Genomic DNA, 25,332 nt, shown 5'->3' with positions numbered 1-25,332 from the left:
CGGAGGAGCCGCCTTCCTCAGGTGCCCGAGAGCAGGCTCGCGGCCGGCGCGATGGTGAGCAGCGTGCCGGCGAAGACCAGGATGCCGACCAGCCGGACGCCGGCGGCCTCCTTGTCCTGCCGCTGCCGCCAGGCCGCCACCCCGGCGACCAGGCCGGCGACGGCCAGGGGGGCCAGGAGCACGGCCAGGTAGGGCAGCAGCTCCCACAGCACGGTGAACAGGAAGTAGATGCCGACGCCGGCAGCGAGGGCGACCACGAGCTCGCCGGCGAAGCGCAGCCAGGCCAGCGCCCCCTCCCGCCCGCCGACCGCCCCGTCGTCGAGCAGCGGCGCGTCGGCGTCGGCGCGGACGACGGGGATCGGCCCGGTCGAGGGCGCCTCGTCGGTCGCCTTCGCCCTGGCGGGGGTCCCGACCACACCTGTCGTGGCCGTCGTCGCGCTCGGCACGCCCGGCTTCCGGGAGGGGCGCAGGCCCGGGATCGCCGCGGTCGACGGATCGGCGGCGCGGGGACGGCGGCGTTCGGGGGTCGGCGGGGCCAGGTCGCCGGTGCGGTCGGTCGACCGCCGGCCGAACGCGCCGCGCTCCGCCACCCGGCCGGTGTCGCTGCTGCGCTCCCCGCGCTCGGTGCGGTCCCCGCCGGCGCCACGCTGCCGGACGCCGGTGTCGTGGTCGTCGTCCCCCCGGCGCCTCCGCCCGCGCGGGGACTCGACCCCGGCCTCCCGCAGGATGTCGGCCAGCGGCCGGCCCCCGGTCTCCGGATCCCGCCGGGCCTCCGTCATCGCTCGTCCCCCAACGCGTCGAGTCGCCGCAGGATGACCCCCTCGCGCAGGGCCCACGGGCAGATCCGGACGGACGGTACGTCGAGGGCGCGCATCGCGGCCCGCGCCACGACGGCGCCGGCGGGGACCTGGTGGGCGCGGTCCGGGGAGACGCCCTGCAGCTCGGCCAGCGCCGAGGACTCGATGCGGGAGATGAACCCGGTCAGCTGCGCCAGGCCGTCCAGGGTGAGGTGGCGCGGCGCCCGGAGCCCCGCGGAGTAGGGCGCGGCGCCGGTCAGCCGGGCGAGGGTGCGGAAGGTCTTGCTGGTGGCGGCCACGAGGTCCGGGGGTCCCCCGCCCAGCAGCTTCTTCGCCGCGGGCGCGAGCAGGTCGGCGGCGTACTCGTCGAGCTCGCCGAGGGCGCGCAGGTCGGGACGGCCGCCCTCGAGCGCGTCGGGGAGGAAGCGGCGGGTCATGCGCCCGGCACCCAGCGGTAGCGACAGCGCGACGTCCGCGTCCTCGTCCATGCCGCTGGCCAGCTCCAGCGAGCCGCCGCCGATGTCGAGCACGAGCAGCCGGCCCGCGCTCCACCCGAACCACCGGCGGACGGCGAGGAAGGTCAGCCGGGCCTCCTCCTCGCCGCTGGTCACCTCCAGGTGGACGCCGGTCTTCTGGCGGACCCGCTCGAGCACCTCCAGGCCGTTGTCGGCCTCCCGGATCGCGGAGGTCACCAGCGCCAGCAGCTGCTCGCAGCCCTGCCGCTCGGCCATGTCGCAGGCCCTGCGCACCGCCTTGACCAGCGCCTTCTCGCCGTCCCGGGAGAGCAGGTCGTCGCGGCCGACGTGCTCGGCGAGCCGCAGCACCGCGCGGTCGTCGTGCATCGGGGTGGGATGAGCGCCGCGGTGGGCGTCCACCACGAGCAGGTGGACGGTGTTCGATCCGACGTCCAGCACCCCGAGCCGCATGCGGTCAGTCTGCCGGTCGGTTCCCGGAGGGGCTGAGCCGGTCAGCAGCCGGGGCCTGCGCCGCGCGCCGTCCTCCCCCGGACCGGGCGCGCCGGCTCGACGCCGCCGTCGGCCACCTACCCTGGGCCGGTGCACGACGTGCCGCCGGAGGTGCCGCCGGACTTCGCCCGCGAGTGGGTGGAGTTCCCCGACCCGGCCGACCCCGGGCACGTCGTCCGCGCCGACCTCACCTGGCTCTCCTCCGCCTGGACCTGCGTGTTCGGCCGCGGCTGCGCCGGGGTGGTCGAGGGCCGGCCGGACGACGGCTGCTGCAGCCACGGCGCCTTCTTCACCGACGAGGACGACCTGGCGCGGGTCACCGCCGCCGTCGCCGACCTCGCCGACGAGGACTGGCAGCTGGCCCCGGTCGGCCGCGGCGCCTGGACCGAGGAGGACGACGCCGACGAGGAGGGCGGCGTCCGCTCCCTGCGCACCCGGCTGGTCGACGGCGCCTGCGTGTTCCTCAACCGGCCCGGCTTCCCCGGCGGCACCGGCTGCGCGCTGCACCGCATGGCCGTGCGGGAGGACCTGCACCCGATGCTCACCAAGCCCGACGTCTGCTGGCAGCTGCCGGTGCGCCGGGAGCAGGAGGAGGTGCAGCGCCCCGACGGCACGACGGTGCTGGTGTCGAGCATCGGGGAGTTCGACCGGCGCGGCTGGGGCCCCGGGGGCGCGGATCTGCACTGGTGGTGCACCGGCTCCCCGGCGGCGCACGTCTCCCCCGAACCGCTGGTGGTCACCTACGCCGCGGAGCTGACCGCCCTGGTCGGCGGGCCGGCCTACGCAGAACTGCGCCGGCTCACCGAGGCCCGGCTCGACCTGGGCCTGATCGCCCCGCACCCGGCCAGCCCGGCGCCGGTGCCCATCGTCCTGCACCGAAGGCGACCCGACGCGCACCACCCGTCCGGGGCGCAGGGGCTCTGAGTCGGGCGTTCCCGCCACTACCCTCGCCGGGGACGGCACCACGAGCGGACGGCGGGGACAGTGACCGAGCACCACGCGAGGTCCTCCAGGGCAGGAGGGCGGTCGCGGGCCCCCGGTGCCCGGCCGGACAACGCCTTCCTCGCGCTGGTCCGCATCCCGGTCTTCCGCCGGCTGTGGGCCACGATCACCGTCTCCAGCCTCGGCGACTGGCTGGGCCTGCTGGCCACCACGGCGATGGCGCAGCAGCTGACCCGCGACGAGTCGCTCGCCGTCCAGGGCGCCGCGATCTCCGGCGTCATCCTCACCCGCCTGCTGCCCGACCTCGTGCTCGGCCCGGTGGCCGGCGCGCTCGCCGACCGGCTCGACCGGCGGACGACGGTGATCGTGGGCGAGTTCCTCGCCTTCGCGCTGTACCTGTCGATCGCCGCCACCTACGAGCTGACCTGGCTGTACATCGCCCAGTTCCTCGTCGAGGCGGTGGGGCTGTTCACCAACCCCGCCAAGCAGGCGATGTGGGTGGCGATCGTGCCGCGCGAGCGGCTGGCGGTGGCCAACCAGGTCTCGCTGTTCAGCGTCTACGGCGCCGTCCCGGTGGCCTCGCTGGTGTTCGCGCTGCTGTCGACGGCGACCCGGGTCTTCGAGGGCGGCGAGGGCGACGAGGCGCGCACGGCGATCGTCGTCGCGCTGGTCTTCAACGCCGTCACCTTCCTCGTCAGCGCCTGCACCGTGCTGTTCTCCCGCCGGCTCATCCCCGGCACGCCACCGGACCGGGACGGCGGGCAGCGCAACGTCTTCTCCCTCGTCGTGGAGGGCGTGTCCTTCCTGCGCGGCCAGCCGCTCATGCGCGCCCTCTACGTGGGGGTGATCGGCGCGTTCGGGGCCGGTGGGCTGACCATCGGCGTCGCCCAGCTCTACGTGGCCACGCTCCAGGCCGGCACCGCGGGCTACGGCGTGGTCTTCGGCGTGGTCTTCACCGGCCTGGCGATCGGCATGCTGGTCGGCCCACGGATCCTGCCGACCGTCCCCCGCCGCAGCGTCTTCTCGCACGCCATCGGGCTGGCCGGGCTGGCGCTGCTGGCGATGTCGGTGCTGCGCGACTTCGTGCTGGCCACCGGGGCCGCCTTCCTCGTCGGCCTGTTCGCCGGGGTGTGCTGGATCATCGGCTACACGCTGATCGGCTTCGAGGTGGAGGACCGGCTGCGCGGCCGGGTCTTCGCCTTCGTCATCTCCTCGGTGCGCATCGTGCTGCTGCTCGCCGTGGCCATCGGCCCCGGCCTGGCCGGCCTGCTGGGCACCCACGACATCCGGCTCGGCGACCTCGTGCTCACCGTCACCGGACCGGGTCTCACGCTGCTCATCGGCGGGCTGCTGGCGCTCGTGGTCAGCGCTTACGCCACCCGCCAGGTCGTGCCCGGCCGCTCGCGCACCCGCTTCCGCGACGTGCTGCGCCTGCTGTGGGGCCGGTCGGACCTGCTGTCGGCCTCGGCCAGCGGGGTGGGGCTGTTCATCGTCGTCGAGGGCGCCGACCGCGAGCTGACCCGCCGGTACACCGCCGACCTCGCGCAGGTGCTGATCGACTGCGGGTGCCCGGTCGAGGTCACCTCCGAGCCGAGCGACACCCCCCTCGGCTGGCAGGTGCGCGGCGTGCTGTTCCCGCCCGGCCCCGGCTCCGCGGAGGCCGACGACGAGGGCCGCAAGGTCGGGGCGCACACGGCCGCGCTGCTGGCCGCCGCCGACCGCGCGCAGCACGTGGCGACCGTCATCCGCCCGGCGCTGGAGCGCAACCAGGTCGTGGTGAACACCCACTACGTGGACACCTCGATCGCCTTCCACGGCGCCGGCCAGGGCCTGGACGCCGACCGCATCTTCCGGACGTCGCTGTGGGCCACCCACGGGCTGCTGCCCGACCTCACCGTGGTGGTCGACTCGCCGGTCACCGCGGCGCCGGCCGGCGCCGACCCGCTGGCGGTGCGCCGCGCCTTCCTCGCCCAGGCCGAGGCCGCGCCCGACCGCTACGTCGTCGTCCCCGGGGAACTGCTGGACCCCCACGACGAGCACGGTCTCGTCTCGCCGGTGGTGCGCCGCCGGATCAGCACGCTGCTGGCGCTGCGCCACGCCAGCACGGGTGACAGCCCGCCCGCCGCCCCGCCGGTCGGCGCGGCGTCCACCGGTGCACGGGATCGGGCCGGCGGCTCCGTAGGCTGACCGGGTGGACGAGCGGGCGCGGTGGACGAGCGAGGACACCGAGGACGTCGCCTGCTGCCTGTGCGGCATCCCCGGCACGCTCGTGCACGACGTCGCCCCGTTCGGCGTGGTGCGCTGCCCGCAGTGCCGGCTGGTCTTCATCAGCCCCCGCCTGCGCCCGGAGGCGCTGCAGCGGCTCTACGACGACGTCACCTACTTCGAGGGCGGGGTCTACGGCAGCGGCGTCTCCGGCGCCGCTGGGGCCGCCGGCGCCTCCGGGTCCGACGACGGCGCCCCTGGCACCGGGGGCCGGTTCTCCCCCGCGATGCTGCTGCAGCGCACCTGGACCGCCGGCCGGCTGCGGCTGATCGACCGGGTCAGGGGCAGCGCGCCGGTCGGCGGGCGGCTGCTCGAGGTCGGCGCCGGCTACGGCCTCTTCCTCGCCGCGGCCCGCGCGGCCGGCTGGACGACGTCCGGCGTCGAGCTCTCCCGCACCGGCGCGAAGCACGCACAGTCGGCCCTCGGCCTCGACGTCTTCTGCGGGCAGCTCGAGGACGCGCCGCTGACCCCCGGCTTCGACGTCGTCTGCGCCTGGGACACCGTCGAGCACGTGCCCGACCCGCTGTCCTTCTGGCGCTCGGTGCGCTCGCTGGTGGCCGACGACGGCGTCGTCGTGTTCTCGACGCCCTACTACTCCTCGCTGCCTGCCCGGCTGCTCGGCACCCGCTGGTGGACCCTCAAGCCCACCGAGCACATCTGGCACTTCACGCCGCGCACGCACGCGCTGCTGCTGGCGCGGGCCGGGCTCGCCCTGACCGACGTGGTGCGCAGCCCTCTGGCGCCGGCCAACGCCACCCGGCTGGACTCGCTGGTCGGCATCGCCCGCCCGATCCCCGGCGCCTGAGCCCGGCCCTCCCGAGGCATAGGAAGCTCTTCCCACGTCCTGCGGCTCCCGACGCGGGTATGGCTTCCTTTTCCGCGTTCAGGCGGCGCGGTCGTCGTCCCCCACGAGGGCGGCGCGGAACGTCTGGCGGTAGGCGCGCGGGGAGACACCGCGGCGCCGGGTGAACTGCTCGCGCAGGCCCGCGGCGGTGCCGAAGCCGACCAGGCGGGCGATCTCCTCGACCGGTGCGTCGCTGTTCTCCAGCAGCTCTTCCGCGGCGGCCAGCCGCTGGCCGAGCAGCCAGGCGTGCGGCGTCGTCCCCGTGGTCGCCTTGAACCGGCGGGCGAAGCTGCGCGGGCTCATCAGCGCCCGGCGGGCGAGGGTGTCGACGCTGATCTCGTCGGCCAGGTGCGCCGAGGCCCACTCCAGGACGGCGCCGAGCAGGTCGTCCTCGCAGGCCGGCACGGGCGCGTCGATGAACTGGGCCTGCCCGCCGTCGCGGTGCGGCGCCACGACCATCTCGCGGGCCAGCGCGTTGGCCGCGGCCGCGCCCCACTCCCGGCGGACGACGTGCAGCAGCGTGTCCACGCCCGCCGCGGTGCCGGCGCCGGTGATGATCTGCCCGTTGTCGACGTAGAGGACCATCGGGTCGACGTGCACCGCCGGGTACCGGGCGGCCAGCTCCCCGGCGTACTTCCAGTGGGTCGTGGCCCGCTGGCCGTCGAGCAGCCCGGCGGCGGCGAGCACGAACGCCCCGGTGCACTGGCTGACGATCAGCGCCCCGTTGGCGTGCGCGGTGCGGAACGCGTCGAGCAGCTGCGGCGTCGGCACGCGGCTGAACAGCTCCCAGGCGGTGATGGTCACGATGTCCGAGGCGGCCAGCCGGTCGAGGCCGTGCTCCACCGTCAGGGGGATGCCGGTGTCGGTGCGGACGACGCCGGGCTGCTCGGTGACCAGGCCGAAGTCGAAGCGGGGCAGACCCATCTCCCGGCGGTCGTAGCCGAAGACCTCGGCGGCCACCCCGAGCCCGAAACTGCCCACCAGGCCGTCGGCGACGACGGTGCTGACCACCAGCGGACGGTGCGCGAGCGCCATGCCGACAGTATGGCAGAAATGACGCGATCCGCGTCACTCCTGCCACTCGTCGGGTGGCTCCGTCGGGAGCACGCTCATCCCATGTTGCTGATCACCTGCCCCGTGACCCGGACCGACGAGCTCGTCGCCGAGCGGCGCATCCGCTCGGTGACCAACCACCCGACCCACATCGCGATGCACGTCGAGTGCCCGGCCTGCGGCCAGGTGCACGTCTACCGCACCGGCCGTCGCTGGGACGCCGTCCGCGCCCAGCGGCCCAACGGCGCCGAGCGCGAGCTGGTCGGGGCCTGACGTCGACCTGCGGGACGCCGTCAGCGCCCCTACGATCGAACACATGAGCGAATCGAACGAGCACACCGAGCGCACCACGGAGAAGGACCCGTCGGACTGGGTGACCGGGGACGAGCCGGCCACCGGCGCGCAGCGGAGCTACCTCGGCACGCTGGCCCGCGAGGCCGGCGAGGAGGTCCCCGAGGACCTCACCAAGGCCGACGCCTCGCGCAAGATCGACGAGCTGCAGGAGGAGACCGGCCGGGGAGCGTGACCCCGGGTCGGTCGGTCCCTCAGGCCTCGAGCTTGTAGCCCAGGCCCCGGACCGTGACCAGGTACTTCGGGTTGGCCGGGTCGGGCTCGATCTTGGCCCGCAGCCGCTTCACGTGGACGTCGAGGGTCTTGGTGTCGCCCACGTAGTCCGAGCCCCAGACCCGGTCGATCAGCTGGCCGCGGGTGAGCACCCGGCCGGCGTTGCGGAGCAGCAGCTCGAGGAGGTCGAACTCCTTGAGCGGCAGCGACACCGGCTCGCCGTCCACCGCGACGACGTGCCGCTCGACGTCCATCCGGACCGGGCCGGCCTCCAGCGCCGACTCGGCGGGCACGTCCGCCTCGCCGCGACGGCGGAGGACCGCCCGGATCCGGGCGACGAGCTCCCGCGCGGAGTACGGCTTGGTGACGTAGTCGTCGGCGCCGAGCTCCAGACCGACGACCTTGTCGACCTCGGAGTCCTTGGCGGTCAGCATGATGATCGGCACGCCGCTGCGGGCCCGCAGCGACCGGCACACCTCGGTGCCGGGCAGGCCGGGGAGCATCAGGTCGAGCAGCACGATGTCGGCGCCGCCGCGGTCGAACTCGGCCAGCGCCTCCGGCCCGCTGGCCGCGACGACGGCCTCGTACCCCTCCTTCCGCAGCATGTAGGACAGCGCGTCGGAGAAGGACTCCTCGTCCTCCACCACGAGCACTCGCGTCATGACCGTCCCTTCGGGGCGTCGCCGGCGGCCCTGCCGCCGGCCATGTCGTGTCCGGCGGTCCTGCCGCCGGCCATGTCGTGTCCGGCGGTCCCGCCGCCGGCCGGATCTGCTCCGGTCGCTCCGGCGCCGGAGGGCCGGACGACGGTGTCGCCGGCGGGTTCGAGGCCGGCGACGTCGTCGCCGGGGGTGCGCGGCCCCGCGCGGTGGACGGCGAGCGGGATGCGCAGGGTGAACGTGGAGCCGAGGCCCTCCTCGCTCCACACGCTCACCGAGCCGCCGTGGTTGCTCGCCACGTGCTTCACGATCGCCAGCCCGAGGCCGGTGCCGCCGGTGCTCGTGGCCCGCGACTGGTCGACCCGGTAGAAGCGCTCGAAGACCCGCGAGCGGTCCTCCTTCGGGATGCCGATGCCGCTGTCGGTCACGGTGATCTCGGCGAACCCGGACCGGGCACGGGCGCCGACCGCGATGCGGGTGCCCTCGGGGCTGTAGGCGACGGCGTTGGCCAGCAGGTTGGTCACCGCGGTGGCCAGCTGCGACTCCACCCCGCGCACGACCAGGCCGTGCTGCCCGCCGGCGGCGATGGTGATCCGCTTGGCCGACGCGGCCAGGCCGGTGCGGTCCACCGCCTCGGCGACGACGCGGTCCACCTCGACCGGCGTGAGCTCGGGCAGCGGCTCGCCGCCCTGCAGCCGGGACAGGTCGATGAGCTCGCGGACCAGCCGGCCGAGCCGGTCGGCCTCGTGGTTCATCCGGGCGGCGAACCGGCGCACCGTGTCCGGGTCGTCGGCGGCGTCCTCCACCGCCTCGGCCAGCAGGCTGAGGGCGCCGACGGGGGTCTTCAGCTCGTGGCCGACGTTGGCGACGAAGTCGCGCCGGACCGCCTCCACGCGCCGTGCCTCGGTGACGTCCATCAGCACGAGGGCGACCGGGCCCGGCAGCTCGCCGGGCTGCAGCCGGATGCCGTGCACCCCGACCCGCCGCGGCCCCCCGCCGACCAGCGCGCCGGGCAGCTCCACCTCCGCCCGGCGCCGGCTGCCGTCCCGGACGGCGCGCGCCTGCTCGAGCAGCTCGGGCACCAGCAGCCGGGTGTCGCGGACGATGCCCAGCCCCCGCGCCGGCGGGTTGGCGAGCACCACCACGTCGTCGGCGTCGAGGACCACGACCGCCGGGTCCATCAGGTCGACGAGCCGGCGGGCCAGGACGGCCTCGGACAGCGGCGGCGCCGGCGGCGGGGTCGTACGGTCCAGGTCCGGGCGGTTGTAGCGCAGCAGGACGGTGGCGACCAGGGCGCCACCGACGACCAGGCCGACCACGAGGGCGACCGTGGGGCTCACGATCATGACTGTAGGCGCGCGCAGCAGCCCGTCGTCCCCCGTCGGGGTGGTGCCACACGCCCGTACCGGCACTGTTCACGTTCCCGTGCCCACTCGTTCACCCGGCGGGCCGGATGCGGAACCGTAGCGGACCTACCCTCGACACCGAGAGCGCCGGGCCGTCGGGTCAGGGGGACCGGGCGCAGGTGAACACGGCCAGGACGGCCGGCGAGGAGGACGACGGTGCGCGACAACTTCCGCGAGGAGCTCGACGACATCCGGGACTGCCTGGTGGAGATGGCGAACTCGGTGGGCTCGCAGCTGAGCAAGGCGACCACCGCCCTGCTCGACGCCGACGTCACGCTGGCCGACCTGGTCATCGCCTCCGACGACGCCCTCGACGCGACCCGCGAGAGCATCGACCAGCGCTGCTTCACCCTGCTGGCCCGCCAGGCGCCGGTGGCCACCGAGCTGCGCACGGTCATCACCGCCATGCGGATCGCCAGCGACTTCGAACGGATGGGCGACCTGGCCGAGCACATCGCCAAGGTCGCGCGCATGCGGTTCCCGGAGTCGGCGGTGCCCCAGGAGGTGCGGCCGGTGTTCCTCGAGGCCGGGCACGTCGCCGAGGGGCTGGTGACCAAGGCCGGCACGGTGATCGCCAAGCGCGACGTCGAGGCTGCGCTCGAGCTCGAGGGCGACGACGACGCGATGGACCAGCTGCACCGGCAGCTGTTCCGCGAGGTGCTCTCCGCCGACTGGCCGCACGGCGTGGAGACCGCCATCGACATCACCCTGCTGGGCCGCTACTACGAGCGGTTCGCCGACCACGCGGTGAACGTCGCCCGGCGGGTGGTCTACCTGGTCACCGGCGAGCGCCGGGTCAGCGCCGCGGGCTGATCCGGCGACGACGACCGGGGCCCCTCCCGCGCGGGAGGGGCCCCGGTCGTCGTTCAGCGCTTGCCCTGGTTCTTGACCGCCTCGATCGCCGCGGCCGCGGCCTCGGGGTCGAGGTACTCCCCGCCCGGCTTCACCGGGCGCAGGTCGTCGTCCAGGTCGTAGCGCAGCGGCACCCCGGTGGGGATGTTGAGCCCGACGACCTCGTCCTCACCCATCCCGTCGAGGTGCTTGACCAGCGCCCGCAGGCTGTTGCCGTGCGCGGCGACGAGCACGGTGAGGCCGGCGCGCAGGTCGGGCACGATCGCGTCGTACCAGTAGGGCAGCATCCGGACGACGACGTCGGCCAGACACTCGGTCCCCGGCCGCACCTCCGGCGGCAGCATCGCGTAGCGCGGGTCGTCGTCCTGGGCGTACTCGCTGCCGGGCTCGATCGGCGGCGGCGGCGTGCTGTAGGAGCGGCGCCAGATCGTGAACTGCTCCTCGCCGTACTCGGCGAGCGTCTGCGCCTTGTCCTTGCCCTGCAGCGCGCCGTAGTGCCGCTCGTTGAGCCGCCAGGAGCGCTTGACCGGGATCCACTGCCGGTCGGCGGACGCCAGCGCCAGCTCGGCGGTGGAGATGGCCCGCTTGAGCACGGAGGTGTGGCAGACCTCGGGCAGCAGCCCGTGCTCGGCGAGCAGCTCACCGCCGCGGGCGGCCTCGGCGCGGCCCTTCTCCGACAGCGGCACGTCCACCCAGCCGGTGAACAGGTTGGCCTTGTTCCACTCGCTCTCGCCGTGGCGGAGCAGCACCAGCGTCCCGGTCGTCACGCGGCCATCCTGCCCGACGCGGCCCGCCGGGGCTCACCCGGTGAGCAGCGGCCAGAGCAGCCACAGCTCGAAGGCTGCCGGCGGCAGCAGCCCGGTGACGAGCCACGGGCTGCGGACCGGCCGGGCCGCACCCCACCGCAGGACCGCCACGGCCGCGATGCTGCAGGTGACCGCGACGACGAGCCAGACCACGACCGCCGCCACGTCGACCACGACGAGCTGAGCGAAGAGCAGCTGCACCGCGCAGAGCAGCATGGGGTAGACCAGCGCCGAGGCCGCGACCACGCCGACGAGCGCCCGCACGAAGCGGACCTGCGCGGGACCCTCCTGCATCGGCGCCACGCTAACGGCTGGGACGGCCCACCGGCGGTCCGCCGTCCGTCCTACGACCGTGCCGCGGCCCGGCGCCGTCCGGGCAGCCACACGAGGACGACGACCCCGGCGACGGCGGTCGCCGCGGCGGTGCCGACGGCGGTGCGGTGCATGGCCGTGACGAAGGCGTCCTGCGCGGGCCCGACCAGCCCGGAGGCGGCCGCGGCCGCGTCGGCGTCCCCGCCCGCACCGGCCGCGGCGACCGCCTCGAGGGTCGCCACGATCGACGTGCTGGCCTCCTCCCGGGCACCCGCCGGCAGCGCGTCGACGGCGTCGCCCAGGGCACCGGCGTAGGAGGCCGCCAGCAGCGACCCGAGGATGGCCACCCCGAGCGCGCCGCCGACCTGGCGCACCGAGTTGTTCACCGCCGCGCCCGCTCCGGCCTTGTGCCGCGGGACGACGGACATGATCGACTCCGTCGTCGGTGCCATCACCGCCCCCATCCCGAGGCCCTGCACCGACAGGATCGCCAGCAGCAGCCACAGCGGCGAGCCGCGGTCGAGCAGCTGGAAGCCCAGCACGGCTGTCGTGATGAGCGCGAAGCCGGAGGCGACGACGACCTTGGCGCCGAGGCGTTCGGCCAGGCGCGAGCCGCCCGGCGCCATGACCGCCATGCCCAGGGCCATCGGGATCAGGGCGGCGCCGCTGGCCAGGGGGCCGTGGCCGAGCACGCCCTGCAGGTAGTAGACGAGATAGAAGGTCGCGCCCATCAGCGCGAAGAAGTTCAGCCCGAGGCCGGCCGCGGCGGCGGAGAAGGCCGGGTTGCGGAAGAGCGTCACGTCGAGCGCGGGGTGGGTGGACCGGGCCTGGAGCCAGACGAACAGCGCCAGGAGGGCCAGCCCGCCGAGCAGGGGCACGAGCACGCCGGGTGAGCCCCAGCCCGCGCCGGACCCGCCGTGGATGATCCCGTAGACCAGCCCGGCCAGCGCCACGATGGACAGCAGCACGCCCGGCACGTCGAGCCGACCCGGTGAGGGGTCCCGCGACTCGGGGACGGCCAGCAGCGTGGCCACGATCCCGACGACGGCGACCGGGACGGCGATGAGGAAGATCGCGCCCCACCAGAAGTGCTCCAGCACCGCGCCGCTGGCCAGCGGACCGGCGGCGACCGCCAGCCCCGCGGCGCCGGCCCAGATGCCGATCGCGCGGCCGCGCTCTCCCGGCGGGAAGACGTTGGTGATGACGGCGAGGGTGGCCGGCTGCACCGCGGCCCCGCCGACGCCCATCACCGCCCGCCACAGGATCAGCTCACCCGGGGTACCGCTGAACGCCCCGAACAGCGACGCCGCCGTGTAGATCGACAGGCCCAGCAGCAGCACCCGGCGCCGGCCGATGCGGTCACCGACCACACCCCAGGAGAAGAGCAGGCCGGCGAAGACGAGGATGTAGGCGTCGATCGCCCACTGCAGCTCGCCCTGGGTGGCGCCCAGCTCCCGCTGCAGGCTGGGGATCGCGACGTTGAGCGTCGTGTTGCCCATGATCACCACGAGCAGGCAGACCGTCATGGTCGCCAGCACCCACCAGCGGCGGTCGTGGCCGGGCCGTTCCTCCTCGACCGCGGCGGGAGTGCGGTCGGTCGCCGTCACGCTCCGCCGTCCCGGGCCTCCTCGGAGCGGGACCGGCGCGAGGGGTCGGCGAAGTCGGCGAACGCCTCGAGGTTGCGCAGGGACTCCCCGCGCTTGACCCGCCACGCCCACTCGCGGCGGATCGAGGTGCCGAAGCCGATCTCGAGCATCGTGTTGAAGTGGTCGTCGGCGTAGCTGAGCACCGCGCCGAGCAGGCGGTCGAGCTCCTCGGGGGTGACCGCCGCGTGGGGCAGCCGGCCGGTGAGGTAGACGTCGCCGACGCGGTCGATCGAGTAGGCGACGCCGTACATCCGGGCGTTGTGCTGCAGCAGGAAGGTCCACAACTGCTCGCGGTTCTCGTCGGGCTGGCGGCAGACGAACGCCTCCACGCGCAGCGCGTGCTCACCGACGATCAGCCCGCAGACGGTCTTGAGCTTCTTCGTGCCGGGCAGGTCGACCAGCCAGCGGCCGGGTGCCGGGTGCTCGTGCGCCAGCTCGGCCTCGCGCAGGGTCGCCTCGATGACGTCGTCGAGCTCCTCGACCCTGCTCACTGCGCCGTCCTGTCCGCTCACTGGGCCACCGGTTCGCTCCCGCGGGGCGCTCCGCTCCCCGCTCGACGGCGTTCGCTGCGATGCTCGCGCCGCTGTCCGCTCACTGGGCCACCTGGGCGCTGGGCAGCGGTCGCACCGTCCCCAGCGCCCGCGCCGGCCGCAGCACCGCGCTGGCGGCCGCGCGGCGGGCGGCCGACGCCATCTCGCGGGCGGCGGAGGCGTAGGCCCCGACCAGGGAGTCGACCGTGCGCTCCCACGAGAACGCGCCGGCGTGCCGGCGGGCGCCGGCCGACAGCAGCTCCCGGCGGGCCAGGACGGCGCGGATGGCGGCGGCGTAGTCGGCCGGGTCCCTGCCCTCCACGAGCAGACCGGACACCCCGTGGCGCACGGCGGTGCGCAGGCCGCCGACCGCGGCGGCGACCACCGGCGTGCCGCACGCCTGGGCCTCCAGCGCCACCAGCCCGAAGGACTCGTTGTGGCTGGGCACGACGGCGACGTCGGCGGCGCGGTAGTGCTCGGCCAGCCGCTCGGAGTGCTGCGGCGGGAGGAACCGGACCAGGTCGGCGATGCCCAGCTCGGCGGCGAGCTGCTCCAGCTGGCGGGGGGCCTCCAGCCCGGAGCCGCTGGGCGCGCCGATCACGTGCACCTGGAGCCGGTCACGGAGCGCGGGGTCGTCGGCGAGCATCCGCGCCGCGGCCTCGAGCAGCAGGTCGGGGGCCTTGAGCGGCTGGATGCGGCCGACGAAGAGCAGCACGACGGCGTCGGCGGGGACGCCCAGCGCGCGGCGGGCCGCCGTCCGGTCGCCGGGGGTGAACCGGTCTAGGTCGACGCCGGGCGGGACGACGAGGGTGCGGCGCGGGTCGGCGCCGTAGTGGTCCACCAGCTGGCGGGCCTCGTCGTCGGTGTTGGCGATCAGCCGGTCGGCCTCGTCGACGACCTGCTCCTCGCCGATCACCCGGGCCCGCGGCTCGGGGCGGTCACCGGCGGCGAGCGCGGCGTTCTTCACCTTGGCCAGCGTGTGCGCGGTGTGGATCAGCGGCACGCTCCACCGGTCGCGGGCCAGCCAGCCCACCTGGCCCGACAGCCAGTAGTGCGAGTGGACGACGTCGTAGTGGCCCGGCTCGTGCTGCGCCTCCTCGCGGAGGACGGCGGCGGTGAACGCGCACAGCTGGCCGGGCAGCTCCTCCTTGCCCAGACCCTCGAACGGGCCGGCGGTGACGTGCCGCACGGTGACGCCCGGGCTCATCTCGACCACCGGGGGGAGGTCGCTGGACGTGGCCCGGGTGAAGACGTCGACCTCGATGCCCCGGGCGGCCAGCCGCCGGGAGACCTCGACGATGTAGACGTTCATGCCACCGGCGTCACCGGCACCGGGCTGGTCCAGCGGGCTCGTGTGCACCGAGAGCGTCGCCACCCGCCGGGGCACGGCCGACCAGGGACGGCGGCGAGCGGTCACGTACGACCTCCCGCCTCGGTTCCGGGCACCGGACGGCACCCGCTCGACTCCCCATCCTGCAACAGCGCCAGGATGGTCCTCATGCCCGGCCCCGCTCCCCAGTCTCCCCCCACCCCCGCAGGCCCGCCCGGCGCGGGCCGGACCGCCGTCGTCACCGGCGCCTCGAGCGGCATCGGTGCGGCCACCGCGCGGCGCCTGGCGGGCGAGGGTTTCGACGTCGTCCTGGGGGCCCGGCGGCTCGACCGGCTGACCGAGCTGGCCGCGACGATCGGGGCGCGGGCCCTGCCGCTGGACCTCACCGACCCGTCGTCGGTCGAGCAGTTCGCCGGCGCCCTGGACCGGGTGGACGTGCTGGTCAACAACGCCGGTGGGGCCTTCGACGCGGCGCCGGTCGCCGACGCCGACCTCGACTCCTGGGCGCGCACCTACGAGGTCAACGTGCTCGGCACGGTGCGGCTGACCAAGGCGCTGCTGCCCAGGCTCATCGCGTCCGGCGCCGGCGACCTGCTGTTCATGGGCTCCACCGCGGGGCTGGTCTCCTACGAGGGCGGGGCGTCCTACACGGCGGCCAAGCACGCGGTGCACACCCTGGTCGAGACGCTGCGGCTGGAGCTGTACGACCAGCCGGTCCGGGTCATGGAGATCGCGCCGGGCATGGTGCGGACCGAGGAGTTCGCCCTCAACCGGGTCGGCGACCAGGAGAAGGCGGAGTCGGTCTACCGCGGGGTGCGCGAGCCGTTGGTGGCCGAGGACGTCGCCGACTGCGTCGCGTGGGCGCTCACCCGCCCGCACCACGTCAACGTGGACCTGCTCGTCGTCCGCCCCCGCGCCCAGGCCGCCCAGCACAAGGTCCACCGCGAGGACTGAGCACCCCGCCCCTCCTCGACCTTCTCGTTGATCATGGGGTTGTTGCAGGACGACCTGCGTGCAGCGGCCTGTCCGCGAGCAACAAACCCATGATCAACGCCCTGGGACGTGCGGGAGCCCCTACGGCCGGACGGCGGTCGGCTCGCGTTCCAGGGTGACGCCGAAGCGCTCCTCGACGGTGGCCACGACCTTGTCGGCGAAGGCGAGCAGCTCGGCGGCGGTCGCGCCCTCCGCCGTCGTCAGGGCCAGGCTGTGCCGGGAGGACGTCCCGACCCGGCCCTCGCGGGTGCCGCGGCCGAAGCCGGCGTGCTGGACCAGCCAGGCCGCGCTGAGCTTCACGCGACCGTCGCCGGCCGGCCAGTTCGGGCAGCCGTCGACGGCCCGGTCCGCCGGGACGATGGGGTTGGTGAAGAAGGAGCCGGCGCTGCGGCTGTCGGGGTCGGCGGGGTCCCACACCATGCCCTTGCCCCGGCGCAGCGCCAGGACGGCGGCGCGGACGTCGGCCAGCGGCGCCGTCGCGCCGAGCTCCACGCCCAGCGTGCGGGCCAGCTCGGCGTAGCCGACGGGCCGGGACGCCGCGCCCGGCTGCAGCTCGAACGACACCTCGAGGACGACGAACCGGCCCGGCTGCCGCTTCAGCCGGCTGTCGCGGTACGCGAAGTCGCACTCGGCGGGGCTCAGCGTGTACTCGGCCTTCTCCGCCCGGTCGTAGACGCGGACGGCGGTGAGGACCTGCGCGACCTCCTGGCCGTAGGCGCCGACGTTCTGCACGGGCGTCGCGCCGGTCGACCCGGGGATGCCCGACATCGCCTCCATACCCGAAAGCCCCTGCTCGACGGTGTGCGCGACCAGGTCGTCCCACGGCTCGCCGGCCTGGACCACCAGCTGCGACCCGGTCCGCTCGACCCCCCGGCTGCGGACGGCGACGACGTCCCCCGGCCAGCCCTCGTCGGGCGCGACGATGTTGGAGCCGCCGCCCAGCAGCAGCAGAGGCCGACCGGCCTCGTCGGCCTCGCGGACCGCGGCGACCAGCTCCTCGGCGTCGGTGACCTCGACCAGGCGCTCCGCGGGACCGCCCACCGCCAGCGTCGTCAGCTCCGCGAGGCGGGCGTTCCGTCGGACCTGCACGCCCCCACGCTAACCGCGACTAGGCTCCGCACCGGTGAGCGAGGCAGGAGGCGGTGACCACAAGCGCCGCGCGTCCCTCGCCCCGAGGAAGGCCGACCCGCGGCTGGCGGCGGGCCGCGCGCGGGCGCTGGGGCTGCCCACCCGCGGTACCACGAACGCCAACCGGCTGCGCCGGATCGACCGGTGGCTGCTGGCCACCCAGGTCCCCCGGCTGCGCGACGCCGCCCGGCCGCTGGTCGTCGACCTCGGCTACGGCTCCTCGGCGGTGACGACGCTGGAGCTGGCCGGCCGGCTCGGTCCGGTGGTGCCCGGCCTCGAGGTGGTCGGCCTGGAGATCGATCCCGCGCGGGTGGCCGCCGTCGCCGCCGACCGCGATCCGCCGCGGGTCGACTTCCGGGTGGGCGGGTTCGAGCTGGCCGGGCTGCGGCCGGTGCTGGTGCGCGCGTTCAACGTGCTGCGCCAGTACGACGAGGAGTCCGCGGCCCGCGCCTGGCAGACGATGTGCGCCGCGCTGGGTCCCGGCGGCCTGCTGGTCGAGGGCACCTGCGACGAGTGGGGACGGCGCGCGGCGTGGGTGGCCCTGGACGCCGACGGCCCGCTCACCCTCACCCTGGCGGCGCGGGTCGCCGACCTGGACCGGCCGTCCGACCTCGCCGAGCGGCTGCCCAAGGCGCTGATCCACCACAACGTGCCCGGCCGGCCGGTGCACGAGTTCCTGCGCGCGTTCGACGGGGCCTGGGCCGCCGCCGCGGGGCTGTCCACGTTCGGCCCGCGCCAGCGCTGGACCGCCGCCGTCCAGGCCCTCGCCGACGCGGGGTGGCCGTTCGTCGGCTCCTCCCGCCGCTGGCGGCACGGCGAGCTGACCGTGCGCTGGTCGGCCGTCGCGCCCGGCTGAGGAGGCGCCGGCCGGGGGCGGCCGCGCGACCGCCCCCGGCCGGTCACCGGGTGCTCAGGCCACCGCCCCGGGGGCAGCGCCGCCGCCGGCCTCGACGAAGGTCCCCTCGGGGCCCGCCGGCGCCGGCAGCTCGACGGGCCCGCCGCGCGGGTCCCTGCCCTCGACGCCGTTGACCGGCTCCGTGGAGTACGCGAACGTCAGCATCGCGAACGCGATGAGGTCGCTGTTCACGTCGAGCGCGTGCCGGTCCAGGTTCTCGATGGTGTCGCAGGCCAGGTGGTAGCACGGGTCGTACTGCTCCCCCGCTGTCCCGCCCCAGATCGCCGCCTGCGGCTCGGTCTTGATGCCCTCCGCGCCGGTGAAGAGCCCGCTCGAGGGGATGCCGGCGAGGATGAATGCCTCGTAGTCGCTCCGGCCCGAGAACTCGGTGTCGTCGTACGGCTCGCCGACGAGCGTGTAGTACGACTCGTACACGTCCTCGATGGCGGTGGACCCCTCCGGGATCGGGACACCCTCCGGCGCCGGGAACGTCGACTGGTCGGCGTCGTAGACCATGAAGACGTAGTTCGGCGAACCGACCATGTCGTAGTTCATGTACAGCGCGATGCGGTCGCGCTCGGCCTGCGACAATCCGGCGACGTAGTCGGCCGACCCGACCAGGCCCTGCTCCTCGGCGGCCCACCAGCCGAACCGCAGCGTGTTCTCGTGTTCGCCCTCGGCCATCAGCAGCGCCGTCTCCAGCAGCGCGGCCGAGCCCGAGCCGTTGTCGTTGATGCCCGGCCCCTCGATGACGCTGTCCAGGTGCGCGCCGGCCATGACGACGTTGTCCCGGTTCTCCCCCGGCAGCTCGGCGATCACGTTGTGGTCGGTGCGCGTCTCCGCGGGCAGCACCTCCACGAACGCGGTCGAGCCGGGCTGGGCCAGGGCCACACCCTCGGCGAAGCTGGCGCCCACGACCGGGATGTCGTACGTGGCCGGCATCGTGCCCTCGAGGTCGAGGGTCTGGGCGTCCCCGATGAACAGCGCCTCGCGGTCGGGGCTGTTGCCCTGGTTGAAGACGATGACCGCCTCGGCGCCCGCCTGGTCGGCGTTCTGCGCCTTGAGCCCGAAGCTGCAGGTGCCGCGCTGGATCAGCGCGATGTCGGCGGGACCGGAGAGGTCCAGGCCGGCGAAGTCCTCGGCCTCGCAGCCGCTGGTCGAGGCGCGGTCCCCCTCCAGGTTGACGTCGACCGGGACGACCTGGCCGGCGTCGATCCGCCCCGACCCGCTCCCGGTGAAGACGCCGGTCTCGTACTCGGCCGCGGTGGGCGTGAGCTGCCGCAGCTCCGCCGGGAAGTTGAAGGTGATCTGGACCGGGTCGAGGGTCACCTCGTACCCCGCCTCGCGGAGCAGGCCGGCGACGTACTCGACGCTGTCGGCATAGCCGTCGGTGCCGGCGGCCCGTGTGCCGGGGTAGACGGGGTCGGTGCTGTTGTCGGCGATCTTCTGGAAGGCCTCGAGGTGCTCCAGTACGCCGTCGGCGGTCATGCACTCCAGCAGCTCGTCGAAGCTGTCGTTGTCCCCGTGCTCGCACCCGTGGCCGCCACCCGCGACCGCGGCTCCCGCCGGCAGCGCCAGCGCCACGAGCAGCCCTCCGGCGCCCGCGGCGGCGACGCGCCGCGCCGTCCTCCCCGCCGTGCCCGTCCGTCGATCGACCATGCTCGACCTCCTCAGCTCCGTCCGGCGGACAGCAGGAACCGTCGGACATCCCTCTGGTGCCGCTGAGCCTGGCCCTGCCCCGGCACCACCGCACAGCGGAGTCCCAGGCGAACAGCGGGCACCCGCGCGGCCGATCACGGTGCGTCGCCGACTTGTCACCGACGGCTGACCGCCGGGCGCGGCTGCGGGAACGCCCGGCCGCCACGGCACCATGACCGGTGTGAGCCGGTACCCGCGACCCGAGCCGGTGGTCCCGCCCGGCCCGACGCCGGTCGACGGGGGAACCGCCGAACTGCTCGGGGACGCCGACCGGGACGGCTCGTGGGTGCTCATGGTCGAGGGGACGCCGCAGTCGCACATCGACCTCGAGGACCCGTCCCACCTGGAGTTCGAGTACGTGCGCCGGATGGGGCACGTCCTCGACCTGGCCGCGGACGAGGGCCGGCCGCTCGACGTCGTCCACCTCGGCGGCGGAGCGCTCACCCTGCCCCGCTACGTCGCGGTGACCCGGCCCGGGTCCCGGCAGCGGGTCGTGGAGATCGACGAGCGGCTCACCGAGCTGGTCCGCGCCCACCTGCCGCTGCCGCGCGGGGCCCGGGTGCGCGTGCGGGCGGCCGACGCCCGCGCCGGCCTGGAGGCGCTGCCGACGGCGAGCGCGGACGTCGTGCTCAGCGACGTCTTCGCCGGTGCGCGCACCCCGGCCCACCTGACCAGCGTCGAGTACGCGCAGCAGGCGCGGCGGGTGCTGCGCCCCGGCGGGTACTTCGCGGCCAACGTGGCCGACGGGCCTCCGCTGCGCTTCGCCCGCGTCCAGGTCGCCACCTTGCGCGCCGTCTTCGGGCACGTCTGCCTGCTCGCCGAGCCGGGCACGCTGCGCGGCCGCCGCTTCGGGAACCTGGTGGCGGTGGCCTCGGACGCCGAGCTGCCGATCGCCGCCCTGACCCGCCGCTGCGCCGCCGACCCCATGCCCAGCCGCGTGGTGGAGGGCGCGGACCTCGACCGGTTCGCCGGCCGGTCCCGGCCGGTGCACGACGTCGATGCCGTCGCCTCCCCGGAACCCCCGGAGGGCGTGTTCAGCCGATGAGGCCGTCGCCCGGACCGCCCGCCCCCGCGCCCGCCGGCCGTAGGGTCGGGCCATGACCTCGCCTGCCCGACTCCCGCTCCGTCGCGACACGAGCAACAAGGTGATCGCCGGCGTCTGCTCGGGGATCGCCCGGCGCTACGGCCTGTCGGTCGGCGGCCTGCGCCTGGCGTTCGTGCTCTCCTGCATCCTGCCCGGCCCGCAGTTCATCGCCTACCTGGTGCTGTGGGTCGTCATGCCCGCCGACCGCGGGCACTGACACCGGCCGCCGCAGCGGCGGGTCACCAGCCGCTGCCACCCCGGCGCAGCCCGCGCACCGCGGGCCGGACGTCGACCAGGTAGACGATCGCGGCGATGATCGCCGGCAGCCCCAGGAAGCTCATCGGGCCCTGCCAGAAGACGACGAGCGTCGCCAGCCCGGTGATCGCAGCCCAGGCGGGCTTGGTCAGCTTGCCGGCCGCCACGTAGCCGGTGGCCGGCCGGACGAGGGCGTCGACGAGGGCGTAGGCGGTCAGCGCCAGGGCCCCGTAGTACAGGCCCAGGTAGATGACCCCGTCGAAGGACAGCATGCCCGGCAGGGTACCCCCGGGACTGCGCTCAGCCCGGGCACGCGCACCCGTTCGGGTGGGTCCGGGGAGGTGCCCAGGACGGCACAGGGCCCCGGAGCGCTGCGCGCGGCTCCGGGGCCCTGTCGACCCCCTGCAGGGGGTCCTTCGTCAGTCGGTGCTCTTGGCGGGCACGGCCGTCGGGTCGGCGGGCTTGGCGGTGCGGGCCCGGGTCACGCGGGCCGAGGCCTTCGCCGGGGTGGCCTTGCGGGCCGGCGAGCTCTTCTTGACCGGCTTGGCCGGGGCGGTCTCGGCGACCTCGCCGACGGTGGACTTGGCTGCTTCGGCGGCCTGCGCGGTCTTCTCCTCGGCCGCGTCGATGACCTTGGCGGTCTTGGCCGCGGTCTTCTGCGCGACGGAGGTGACCTCGTTCGAGGCCTCCGCAACGGCCTCGGCGGTCTCCTCGAGGACGTCCTCGAGGCGGTCCTCGACGGCGTCCACGGCCCGCTCGGCCCGGAAGACGACCTTGCGGAAGGTCGGCTGGCGGCGCAGCTCCTCGACGACCTCGCCACCGCGGACCGCGAGGGTCTCGATGGTGGCGACCGTCTGGGTGCGGGCGGTGCTGACCAGGCCGGTCAGGGTGCTCGCGACGGCCTCCGGGCGGACGGCGGACGCGACGTTCTGGGCGGAGGTGCGGGCGGACTGCACGGCGCTGCGGGCGCGGGCGGCGGCCTCCTCGGCCTTGGCGCGGGCCTCCTTGGTGGCCAGGTCGACCTGGACCTGGGCCTCGCCCGGCAGGGCCTCGGCGCGCGAGCGCAGCGTCCCGACCACGGCGCGGGCGCGCTCGACGGCCAGGTCACCGGCGCCGACGGCGGCCAGCAGGACGGTCTTGTTCTGGACGGCGACGGTCTCGCCGACCTTCTTCAGGGTCTGGGTGGTGCTCATGCCGACTCCTTCGAGGGGCTGGACGTGGACGGGGATGCGGTGATGGGGGCCGCCGGCGCGCTCGACGCGTGCTCCCGGACGTAGGTCTCGTAGAGCTCGAGCAGGACCGCCTTGTGCCGCTCGGAGAGCGACTGGTCGGACCGGATGGCCGCCACGGTGTCGGGGTTACCGGCGCGGCGGTCGAGGATCCCGGCCTGCTCGTAGAGCGTCTCGGCCGAGATCTTCAGGCCCTTGGCGATGGCGGCGAGGATCTCCGCCGAGGGCTTGCGCAGCCCCCGCTCCACCTGGGAGAGGTACGGGTTGCTCACCCCGGCACTGCGGGCGAGCTCACGCAGGGACACCCGGGCGGCGCTGCGCTGCTCCCGGATGAACTCACCGACCTGGGAGCTCGTCGCCGAGACCTTGGAGCGCTCGGCGACGACGGTCTCCACGACGGTGCCCGCGAGCTGGTCCACCTTCTCGCGGACGGTGGTCACCTGCTCACGGACGAACTCGCCGGGTGTCTGCACGATCACGACGTTAACCTGGGGTGCTAGCTACTGCAAGCGGCTGAGCCGGCACCCATCCGTGAGCTCACTCACACCTGTCCGGTTCGGCTCGAGTCCCGAGCGCCGCGGCCGAGCGGACCTCACCCACCACGCCGTCCCCACCCGCCACCGGCGTCAGCGCCCAGGGCGCCAGCTGCTCCGCCGGCACGCCCAGCCGGGCCAGGCCGGCGCACAGCACCGGGGTGCGGCCGCGCTCGCCGCCGTCGTCCAGCTTGAGGGCGACCGCCCCGCGCCCGGGGACGGCCGCCACGTGCACGCCGTCGGCGCCGCCCTTGACCAGCAGCCCGTCGACGGCCCGCATGAGATCGGTGTCCTCGCGTCCGGTGCCGGCCACGAACCACGGGTGCGCGCGCATCGCGTCGGCCACCGCCCGGTCCCGGCTGCCGGACGGCGCCTCGACCAGTCCGGCCACGCCGCGGGCCAGCCCGGTCAGCGGCAGCGCGTGCTGAGGGGCGCCGCAGCCGTCGACGACGACCGCGCCGACCGTCGTCCCGGCGGCCTCGCCCAGCCGCGCCTCGATCGCCTGCTGCAGCGGGTGCTCGCGGTCCAGGTACCCCTCGGTGGGCCAGCCCGCCGCCACGCAGGCGGCCAGCATCGCCGCGTGCTTGCCCGAGCAGTTCATCGCCAGCCGCTCGGGCTCGCGACCGGCCGCCAGCCAGGCGGCGCGCGTCGGCTCGTGCGCCGGCAGGGCGGGCGGGCAGCCCAGGTCGTCGGGCGCCAGCCCGGCCGCGGCCAGCACCGCGGCGGCGAGATCGCGGTGCCCGTCCTCCCCGGAGTGCGAGCCCGCGCCGATGGCCAGCTCCTCGCCCGAGCCCGGCGACCAGCCGGCCGCGAGCAGCGCGGTGGCCTGCACCGGCTTGTTCGCCGAGCGCGGCAGCACCGGGCGGTCGACGTCCCCGGCCGAGTAGAGCACCTCCCCCTCGGTGCCGACGACGACCAGCGCGCCGCGGTGCACCGACTCGAGGAACCCGGAGCGCCACACCTCCACCAGCACCGGGTTCTCCGGCCAAGGTGACGTACTGGAACGGCCCCCTTGCAGGGCCCCACCGCGAGCGTGCGAGTGGTGGGGGGCAAGGGGGCCCTTCATCAGTGCCGGCCCTCGTCGGCCAGCAGCGCGGCGACGTCGGCCTCGCCGTTCTGGTACCGGCGGCCGAGCTCGGCGGCGAGGCCGTCCATGACCCGCTGCACGCCCCGGCGGCGCTCCGAGAGGGTGCTCTCGGCGGCGGCCAGGGACCGGGCGGCCTGCTCGAGGTCGGCCTCGGCCAGCCCGGTCACGTCGGAGAGGTCGACGCCGGGGGTCAGCGCGTTGACCCAGTGCTCGTACTCCCCGGGCGCGGCCGGCTGCACCGTCTGGTGGCGGCCGAGGCCGTGCGCCGGGCCGCGGCCCTTCTCGGCGAGGATCTCCGGCAGCAGGTCGACCAGGGAGCGGCCGTCGTGCTCGGCCCGTCGCTGCAGCTCGCGGCGGACGATGTCCAGCCGGCCCTGCAGCAGCCGGCGGGTGTAGGAGAGGTTGACCTCCTGCTGCTCGGCCTGGCGGCGCAGCCGGCGGACGTCGGCCATCGGCCGCTGCACGGCGGCCTCCAGGAAGCCGGGGTCGAGCAGCGCGTCGACGGCGGCGCCGCCCGCGGGGGTCGGTTCGGGGGTCACGGGAGAGCCTCCACGGTCGTGCGGGTGCGGGCGGGCGGCGCGATGCCGAGGAACGCGCGGGCGTCCCCGGTACTCATCGGCGGTCGCTGGGCGATCCGGGCGAGCCCGGCCGCGCGAGCGACCAGCTGGGCGTTGTCGCGCACCGGCTCCCCGGGCGCATACGTGAGCGTGTCCTCCATGCCGACCCGCAGGTGCCCGCCGGCCGACAGCGCCGCGAGCATGACCGGCAGCGAGGTCCGCCCGACGCCGGTCGCGGCGAACGACGCGCCCGGCGGCAGGTGCGGCAGGCAGGCGGCGAGGGCCTGCGTCGTCCCGGGCATCCCGCCGGGCACGCCCATGACCAGGTCGACGTGGACGTGCCCGCCGTGCGGCGGGCCGTACCCGTCCAGCAGCCGGGCGAGGGTGGCCAGGTGGCCGAGGTCGAAGACCTCGTACTCGGGCACGATGCCGCGCTGCTGCATCCGGGTGTGCAGCTCGACGATGAGGTCCCACGGGTTGCTGAAGACGTCGCGGCCGAAGTTCACCGTGCCCAGCGAGAGGGAGGCGGCATCCGGCTCGGCGTCCAGCACGGCCAGTCGCGCGTCGAACGGGTCGGTCACCGCGCCGCCGGTGGACAGCTGCACCACCAGGTCCGTCGCCTCGCGCACGGCGGCGACGACCTCGCGCACCCGGTCGAGCTCCAGCGTCGGCCGGGTGCCGGCGTCGCGGATGTGCAGGTGGACGACGGCGGCGCCCAGCGCCTGGCAATCGCGCGCGGTGGCGACGACCTCCTCGACGGTCACCGGCAGCGCCGGGACGTCGGCCTTCGCCGACTCCGCCCCCGTCGGGGCGACCGTGATCAGCGTGCCGGAGCTCACCGGTCGTGCACCTGGGCTCGGTTCCGCACTCGCTCCGCTCCTCGCTCGCCGGCGCTCGCTGCGATG

Annotated in this window: 28 protein-coding genes; 10 read left to right on the top strand and 18 right to left on the bottom strand. The window is 75.3% G+C overall.

Annotation, left to right across the window (positions count from 1 at the left end):
- Positions 1-17: 17 nt before the first annotated feature.
- Both MY526_RS05530 and MY526_RS05525 read right to left on the bottom strand, forming a co-directional pair.
- Positions 18-779 carry a hypothetical protein gene (locus tag MY526_RS05530; protein WP_436703422.1) on the bottom strand — a complete coding sequence of 254 codons (762 nt, stop codon included), beginning with the start codon at positions 777-779 and terminating at the stop codon, positions 18-20.
- Positions 776-1,723, bottom strand: a complete 948-nt coding sequence (locus MY526_RS05525) for a Ppx/GppA phosphatase family protein (RefSeq protein WP_436690081.1) — start codon at positions 1,721-1,723, stop codon at positions 776-778. The genes MY526_RS05530 and MY526_RS05525 overlap by 4 nt, the downstream gene beginning before the upstream one ends.
- Before the next feature lie 129 nt (positions 1,724-1,852).
- Here MY526_RS05525 and MY526_RS05520 point away from each other — a divergent pair, with 129 nt between their 5' ends.
- Genes MY526_RS05520 through MY526_RS05510 form a run of 3 tightly spaced genes read left to right on the top strand, consistent with a single transcriptional unit; the run spans position 1,853 to position 5,774 of the window.
- Positions 1,853-2,686, top strand: coding sequence for a hypothetical protein (locus MY526_RS05520; RefSeq protein WP_436703421.1), 834 nt, complete (start codon positions 1,853-1,855; stop codon positions 2,684-2,686).
- Between the two features lie 60 nt (positions 2,687-2,746).
- Positions 2,747-4,891: a bifunctional MFS transporter/dTMP kinase gene (locus tag MY526_RS05515; RefSeq protein ID WP_436703420.1), complete on the top strand. Its 2,145-nt coding sequence runs from the start codon at positions 2,747-2,749 to the stop codon at positions 4,889-4,891.
- Positions 4,892-4,895: 4 nt separating this feature from the next.
- On the top strand, positions 4,896-5,774 hold the full coding sequence (locus MY526_RS05510; RefSeq protein ID WP_436690087.1) for a class I SAM-dependent methyltransferase: 879 nt from the start codon (positions 4,896-4,898) through the stop codon (positions 5,772-5,774).
- 78 nt (positions 5,775-5,852) lie between these two features.
- On the opposite strand, the gene MY526_RS05505 is transcribed toward MY526_RS05510, so the two are convergent.
- On the bottom strand, positions 5,853-6,848 hold the full coding sequence (locus MY526_RS05505; protein ID WP_436690089.1) for a helix-turn-helix domain-containing protein: 996 nt from the start codon (positions 6,846-6,848) through the stop codon (positions 5,853-5,855).
- A gap of 81 nt (positions 6,849-6,929) precedes the next feature.
- Here MY526_RS05505 and MY526_RS05500 point away from each other — a divergent pair, with 81 nt between their 5' ends.
- Positions 6,930-7,139, top strand: a complete 210-nt coding sequence (locus tag MY526_RS05500; RefSeq protein WP_436690091.1) for a hypothetical protein — start codon at positions 6,930-6,932, stop codon at positions 7,137-7,139.
- A gap of 43 nt (positions 7,140-7,182) precedes the next feature.
- The gene (locus MY526_RS05495) at positions 7,183-7,392 is read left to right on the top strand and encodes a DUF3072 domain-containing protein (protein WP_436690093.1); all 210 of its coding nucleotides are present in this window, start codon (positions 7,183-7,185) and stop codon (positions 7,390-7,392) included.
- A gap of 19 nt (positions 7,393-7,411) precedes the next feature.
- On the opposite strand, the gene MY526_RS05490 is transcribed toward MY526_RS05495, so the two are convergent.
- Both MY526_RS05490 and MY526_RS05485 read right to left on the bottom strand, forming a co-directional pair.
- Positions 7,412-8,092 (bottom strand): winged helix-turn-helix domain-containing protein, encoded by a 681-nt coding sequence (locus tag MY526_RS05490; protein ID WP_436690095.1) that lies wholly within the window; start codon positions 8,090-8,092, stop codon positions 7,412-7,414.
- Complete coding sequence (locus tag MY526_RS05485; protein ID WP_436703419.1) at positions 8,089-9,432, bottom strand: sensor histidine kinase; 1,344 nt, start codon at positions 9,430-9,432, stop codon at positions 8,089-8,091. Before MY526_RS05485 ends, MY526_RS05490 begins: the two co-directional genes overlap by 4 nt.
- Before the next feature lie 216 nt (positions 9,433-9,648).
- On the opposite strand from MY526_RS05485, the gene phoU reads away from it, so the two are divergent.
- A complete protein-coding gene (phoU, locus tag MY526_RS05480) occupies positions 9,649-10,305 on the top strand; it encodes a phosphate signaling complex protein PhoU (RefSeq protein ID WP_436703418.1) in 657 nt (218 codons plus the stop codon).
- Positions 10,306-10,358: 53 nt separating this feature from the next.
- Here phoU and MY526_RS05475 read toward each other — a convergent pair whose 3' ends face one another.
- From MY526_RS05475 to mshA, 5 genes are all read right to left on the bottom strand, one after another.
- Entirely contained in the window at positions 10,359-11,111 is a 753-nt protein-coding gene (locus tag MY526_RS05475) for a phosphoglyceromutase (protein WP_436690101.1), read from the bottom strand.
- Between the two features lie 33 nt (positions 11,112-11,144).
- Positions 11,145-11,444: a hypothetical protein gene (locus MY526_RS05470; protein ID WP_436690103.1), complete on the bottom strand. Its 300-nt coding sequence runs from the start codon at positions 11,442-11,444 to the stop codon at positions 11,145-11,147.
- A 50-nt stretch (positions 11,445-11,494) separates the two neighbouring features.
- Positions 11,495-13,069: an MFS transporter gene (locus MY526_RS05465; protein WP_436690105.1), complete on the bottom strand. Its 1,575-nt coding sequence runs from the start codon at positions 13,067-13,069 to the stop codon at positions 11,495-11,497.
- The gene (locus MY526_RS05460; RefSeq protein ID WP_436690107.1) at positions 13,066-13,599 is read right to left on the bottom strand and encodes a YbjN domain-containing protein; all 534 of its coding nucleotides are present in this window, start codon (positions 13,597-13,599) and stop codon (positions 13,066-13,068) included. Before MY526_RS05460 ends, MY526_RS05465 begins: the two co-directional genes overlap by 4 nt.
- A 100-nt stretch (positions 13,600-13,699) precedes the next feature.
- Complete coding sequence (gene mshA / locus MY526_RS05455) at positions 13,700-15,055, bottom strand: D-inositol-3-phosphate glycosyltransferase (RefSeq protein ID WP_436690109.1); 1,356 nt, start codon at positions 15,053-15,055, stop codon at positions 13,700-13,702.
- A gap of 81 nt (positions 15,056-15,136) precedes the next feature.
- Here mshA and MY526_RS05450 point away from each other — a divergent pair, with 81 nt between their 5' ends.
- Positions 15,137-15,922, top strand: coding sequence for an SDR family oxidoreductase (locus MY526_RS05450; RefSeq protein ID WP_436703417.1), 786 nt, complete (start codon positions 15,137-15,139; stop codon positions 15,920-15,922).
- A gap of 120 nt (positions 15,923-16,042) precedes the next feature.
- Here the strand turns inward: MY526_RS05450 and MY526_RS05445 are convergent, their stop codons facing one another.
- Positions 16,043-17,050, bottom strand: a complete 1,008-nt coding sequence (locus tag MY526_RS05445) for a UDP-N-acetylmuramate dehydrogenase (protein ID WP_436703416.1) — start codon at positions 17,048-17,050, stop codon at positions 16,043-16,045.
- 34 nt (positions 17,051-17,084) lie between these two features.
- Between MY526_RS05445 and MY526_RS05440 the strand changes: the two genes are divergently transcribed.
- The gene (locus MY526_RS05440; RefSeq protein ID WP_436703415.1) at positions 17,085-17,945 is read left to right on the top strand and encodes a class I SAM-dependent methyltransferase; all 861 of its coding nucleotides are present in this window, start codon (positions 17,085-17,087) and stop codon (positions 17,943-17,945) included.
- Positions 17,946-17,999: 54 nt separating this feature from the next.
- Here MY526_RS05440 and MY526_RS05435 read toward each other — a convergent pair whose 3' ends face one another.
- Positions 18,000-19,643, bottom strand: coding sequence for a M28 family peptidase (locus MY526_RS05435; RefSeq protein ID WP_436703414.1), 1,644 nt, complete (start codon positions 19,641-19,643; stop codon positions 18,000-18,002).
- 220 nt (positions 19,644-19,863) lie between these two features.
- On the opposite strand from MY526_RS05435, the gene MY526_RS05430 reads away from it, so the two are divergent.
- The gene (locus MY526_RS05430; RefSeq protein ID WP_436690119.1) at positions 19,864-20,727 is read left to right on the top strand and encodes a spermidine synthase; all 864 of its coding nucleotides are present in this window, start codon (positions 19,864-19,866) and stop codon (positions 20,725-20,727) included.
- A gap of 52 nt (positions 20,728-20,779) precedes the next feature.
- Positions 20,780-20,983, top strand: coding sequence for a PspC domain-containing protein (locus MY526_RS05425; protein ID WP_436703413.1), 204 nt, complete (start codon positions 20,780-20,782; stop codon positions 20,981-20,983).
- 22 nt (positions 20,984-21,005) lie between these two features.
- Here the strand turns inward: MY526_RS05425 and MY526_RS05420 are convergent, their stop codons facing one another.
- The 6 genes from MY526_RS05420 to MY526_RS05395 form a co-directional block, all read right to left on the bottom strand.
- Positions 21,006-21,293: a DUF2516 family protein gene (locus MY526_RS05420; protein ID WP_436690123.1), complete on the bottom strand. Its 288-nt coding sequence runs from the start codon at positions 21,291-21,293 to the stop codon at positions 21,006-21,008.
- A gap of 147 nt (positions 21,294-21,440) precedes the next feature.
- On the bottom strand, positions 21,441-22,214 hold the full coding sequence (locus tag MY526_RS05415) for a hypothetical protein (RefSeq protein WP_436703412.1): 774 nt from the start codon (positions 22,212-22,214) through the stop codon (positions 21,441-21,443).
- On the bottom strand, positions 22,211-22,723 hold the full coding sequence (locus MY526_RS05410) for a helix-turn-helix domain-containing protein (RefSeq protein ID WP_436690127.1): 513 nt from the start codon (positions 22,721-22,723) through the stop codon (positions 22,211-22,213). The genes MY526_RS05415 and MY526_RS05410 overlap by 4 nt, the downstream gene beginning before the upstream one ends.
- Positions 22,724-22,787: 64 nt before the next feature.
- Positions 22,788-23,756 carry an asparaginase gene (locus tag MY526_RS05405; RefSeq protein ID WP_436690129.1) on the bottom strand — a complete coding sequence of 323 codons (969 nt, stop codon included), beginning with the start codon at positions 23,754-23,756 and terminating at the stop codon, positions 22,788-22,790.
- 92 nt (positions 23,757-23,848) lie between these two features.
- Positions 23,849-24,409 (bottom strand): RsiG family protein, encoded by a 561-nt coding sequence (locus MY526_RS05400; protein ID WP_436690131.1) that lies wholly within the window; start codon positions 24,407-24,409, stop codon positions 23,849-23,851.
- Positions 24,406-25,266, bottom strand: coding sequence for a 3-keto-5-aminohexanoate cleavage protein (locus tag MY526_RS05395; RefSeq protein ID WP_436690133.1), 861 nt, complete (start codon positions 25,264-25,266; stop codon positions 24,406-24,408). Before MY526_RS05395 ends, MY526_RS05400 begins: the two co-directional genes overlap by 4 nt.
- Positions 25,267-25,332: the final 66 nt, after the last annotated feature.

The sequence above is a fragment of the Geodermatophilus sp. CPCC 205761 genome (genome assembly GCF_051383655.1).
Classification (GTDB): Bacteria; Actinomycetota; Actinomycetes; order Mycobacteriales; family Geodermatophilaceae; genus Geodermatophilus.
This window is presented reverse-complemented; position numbering and strand designations above follow the sequence as displayed.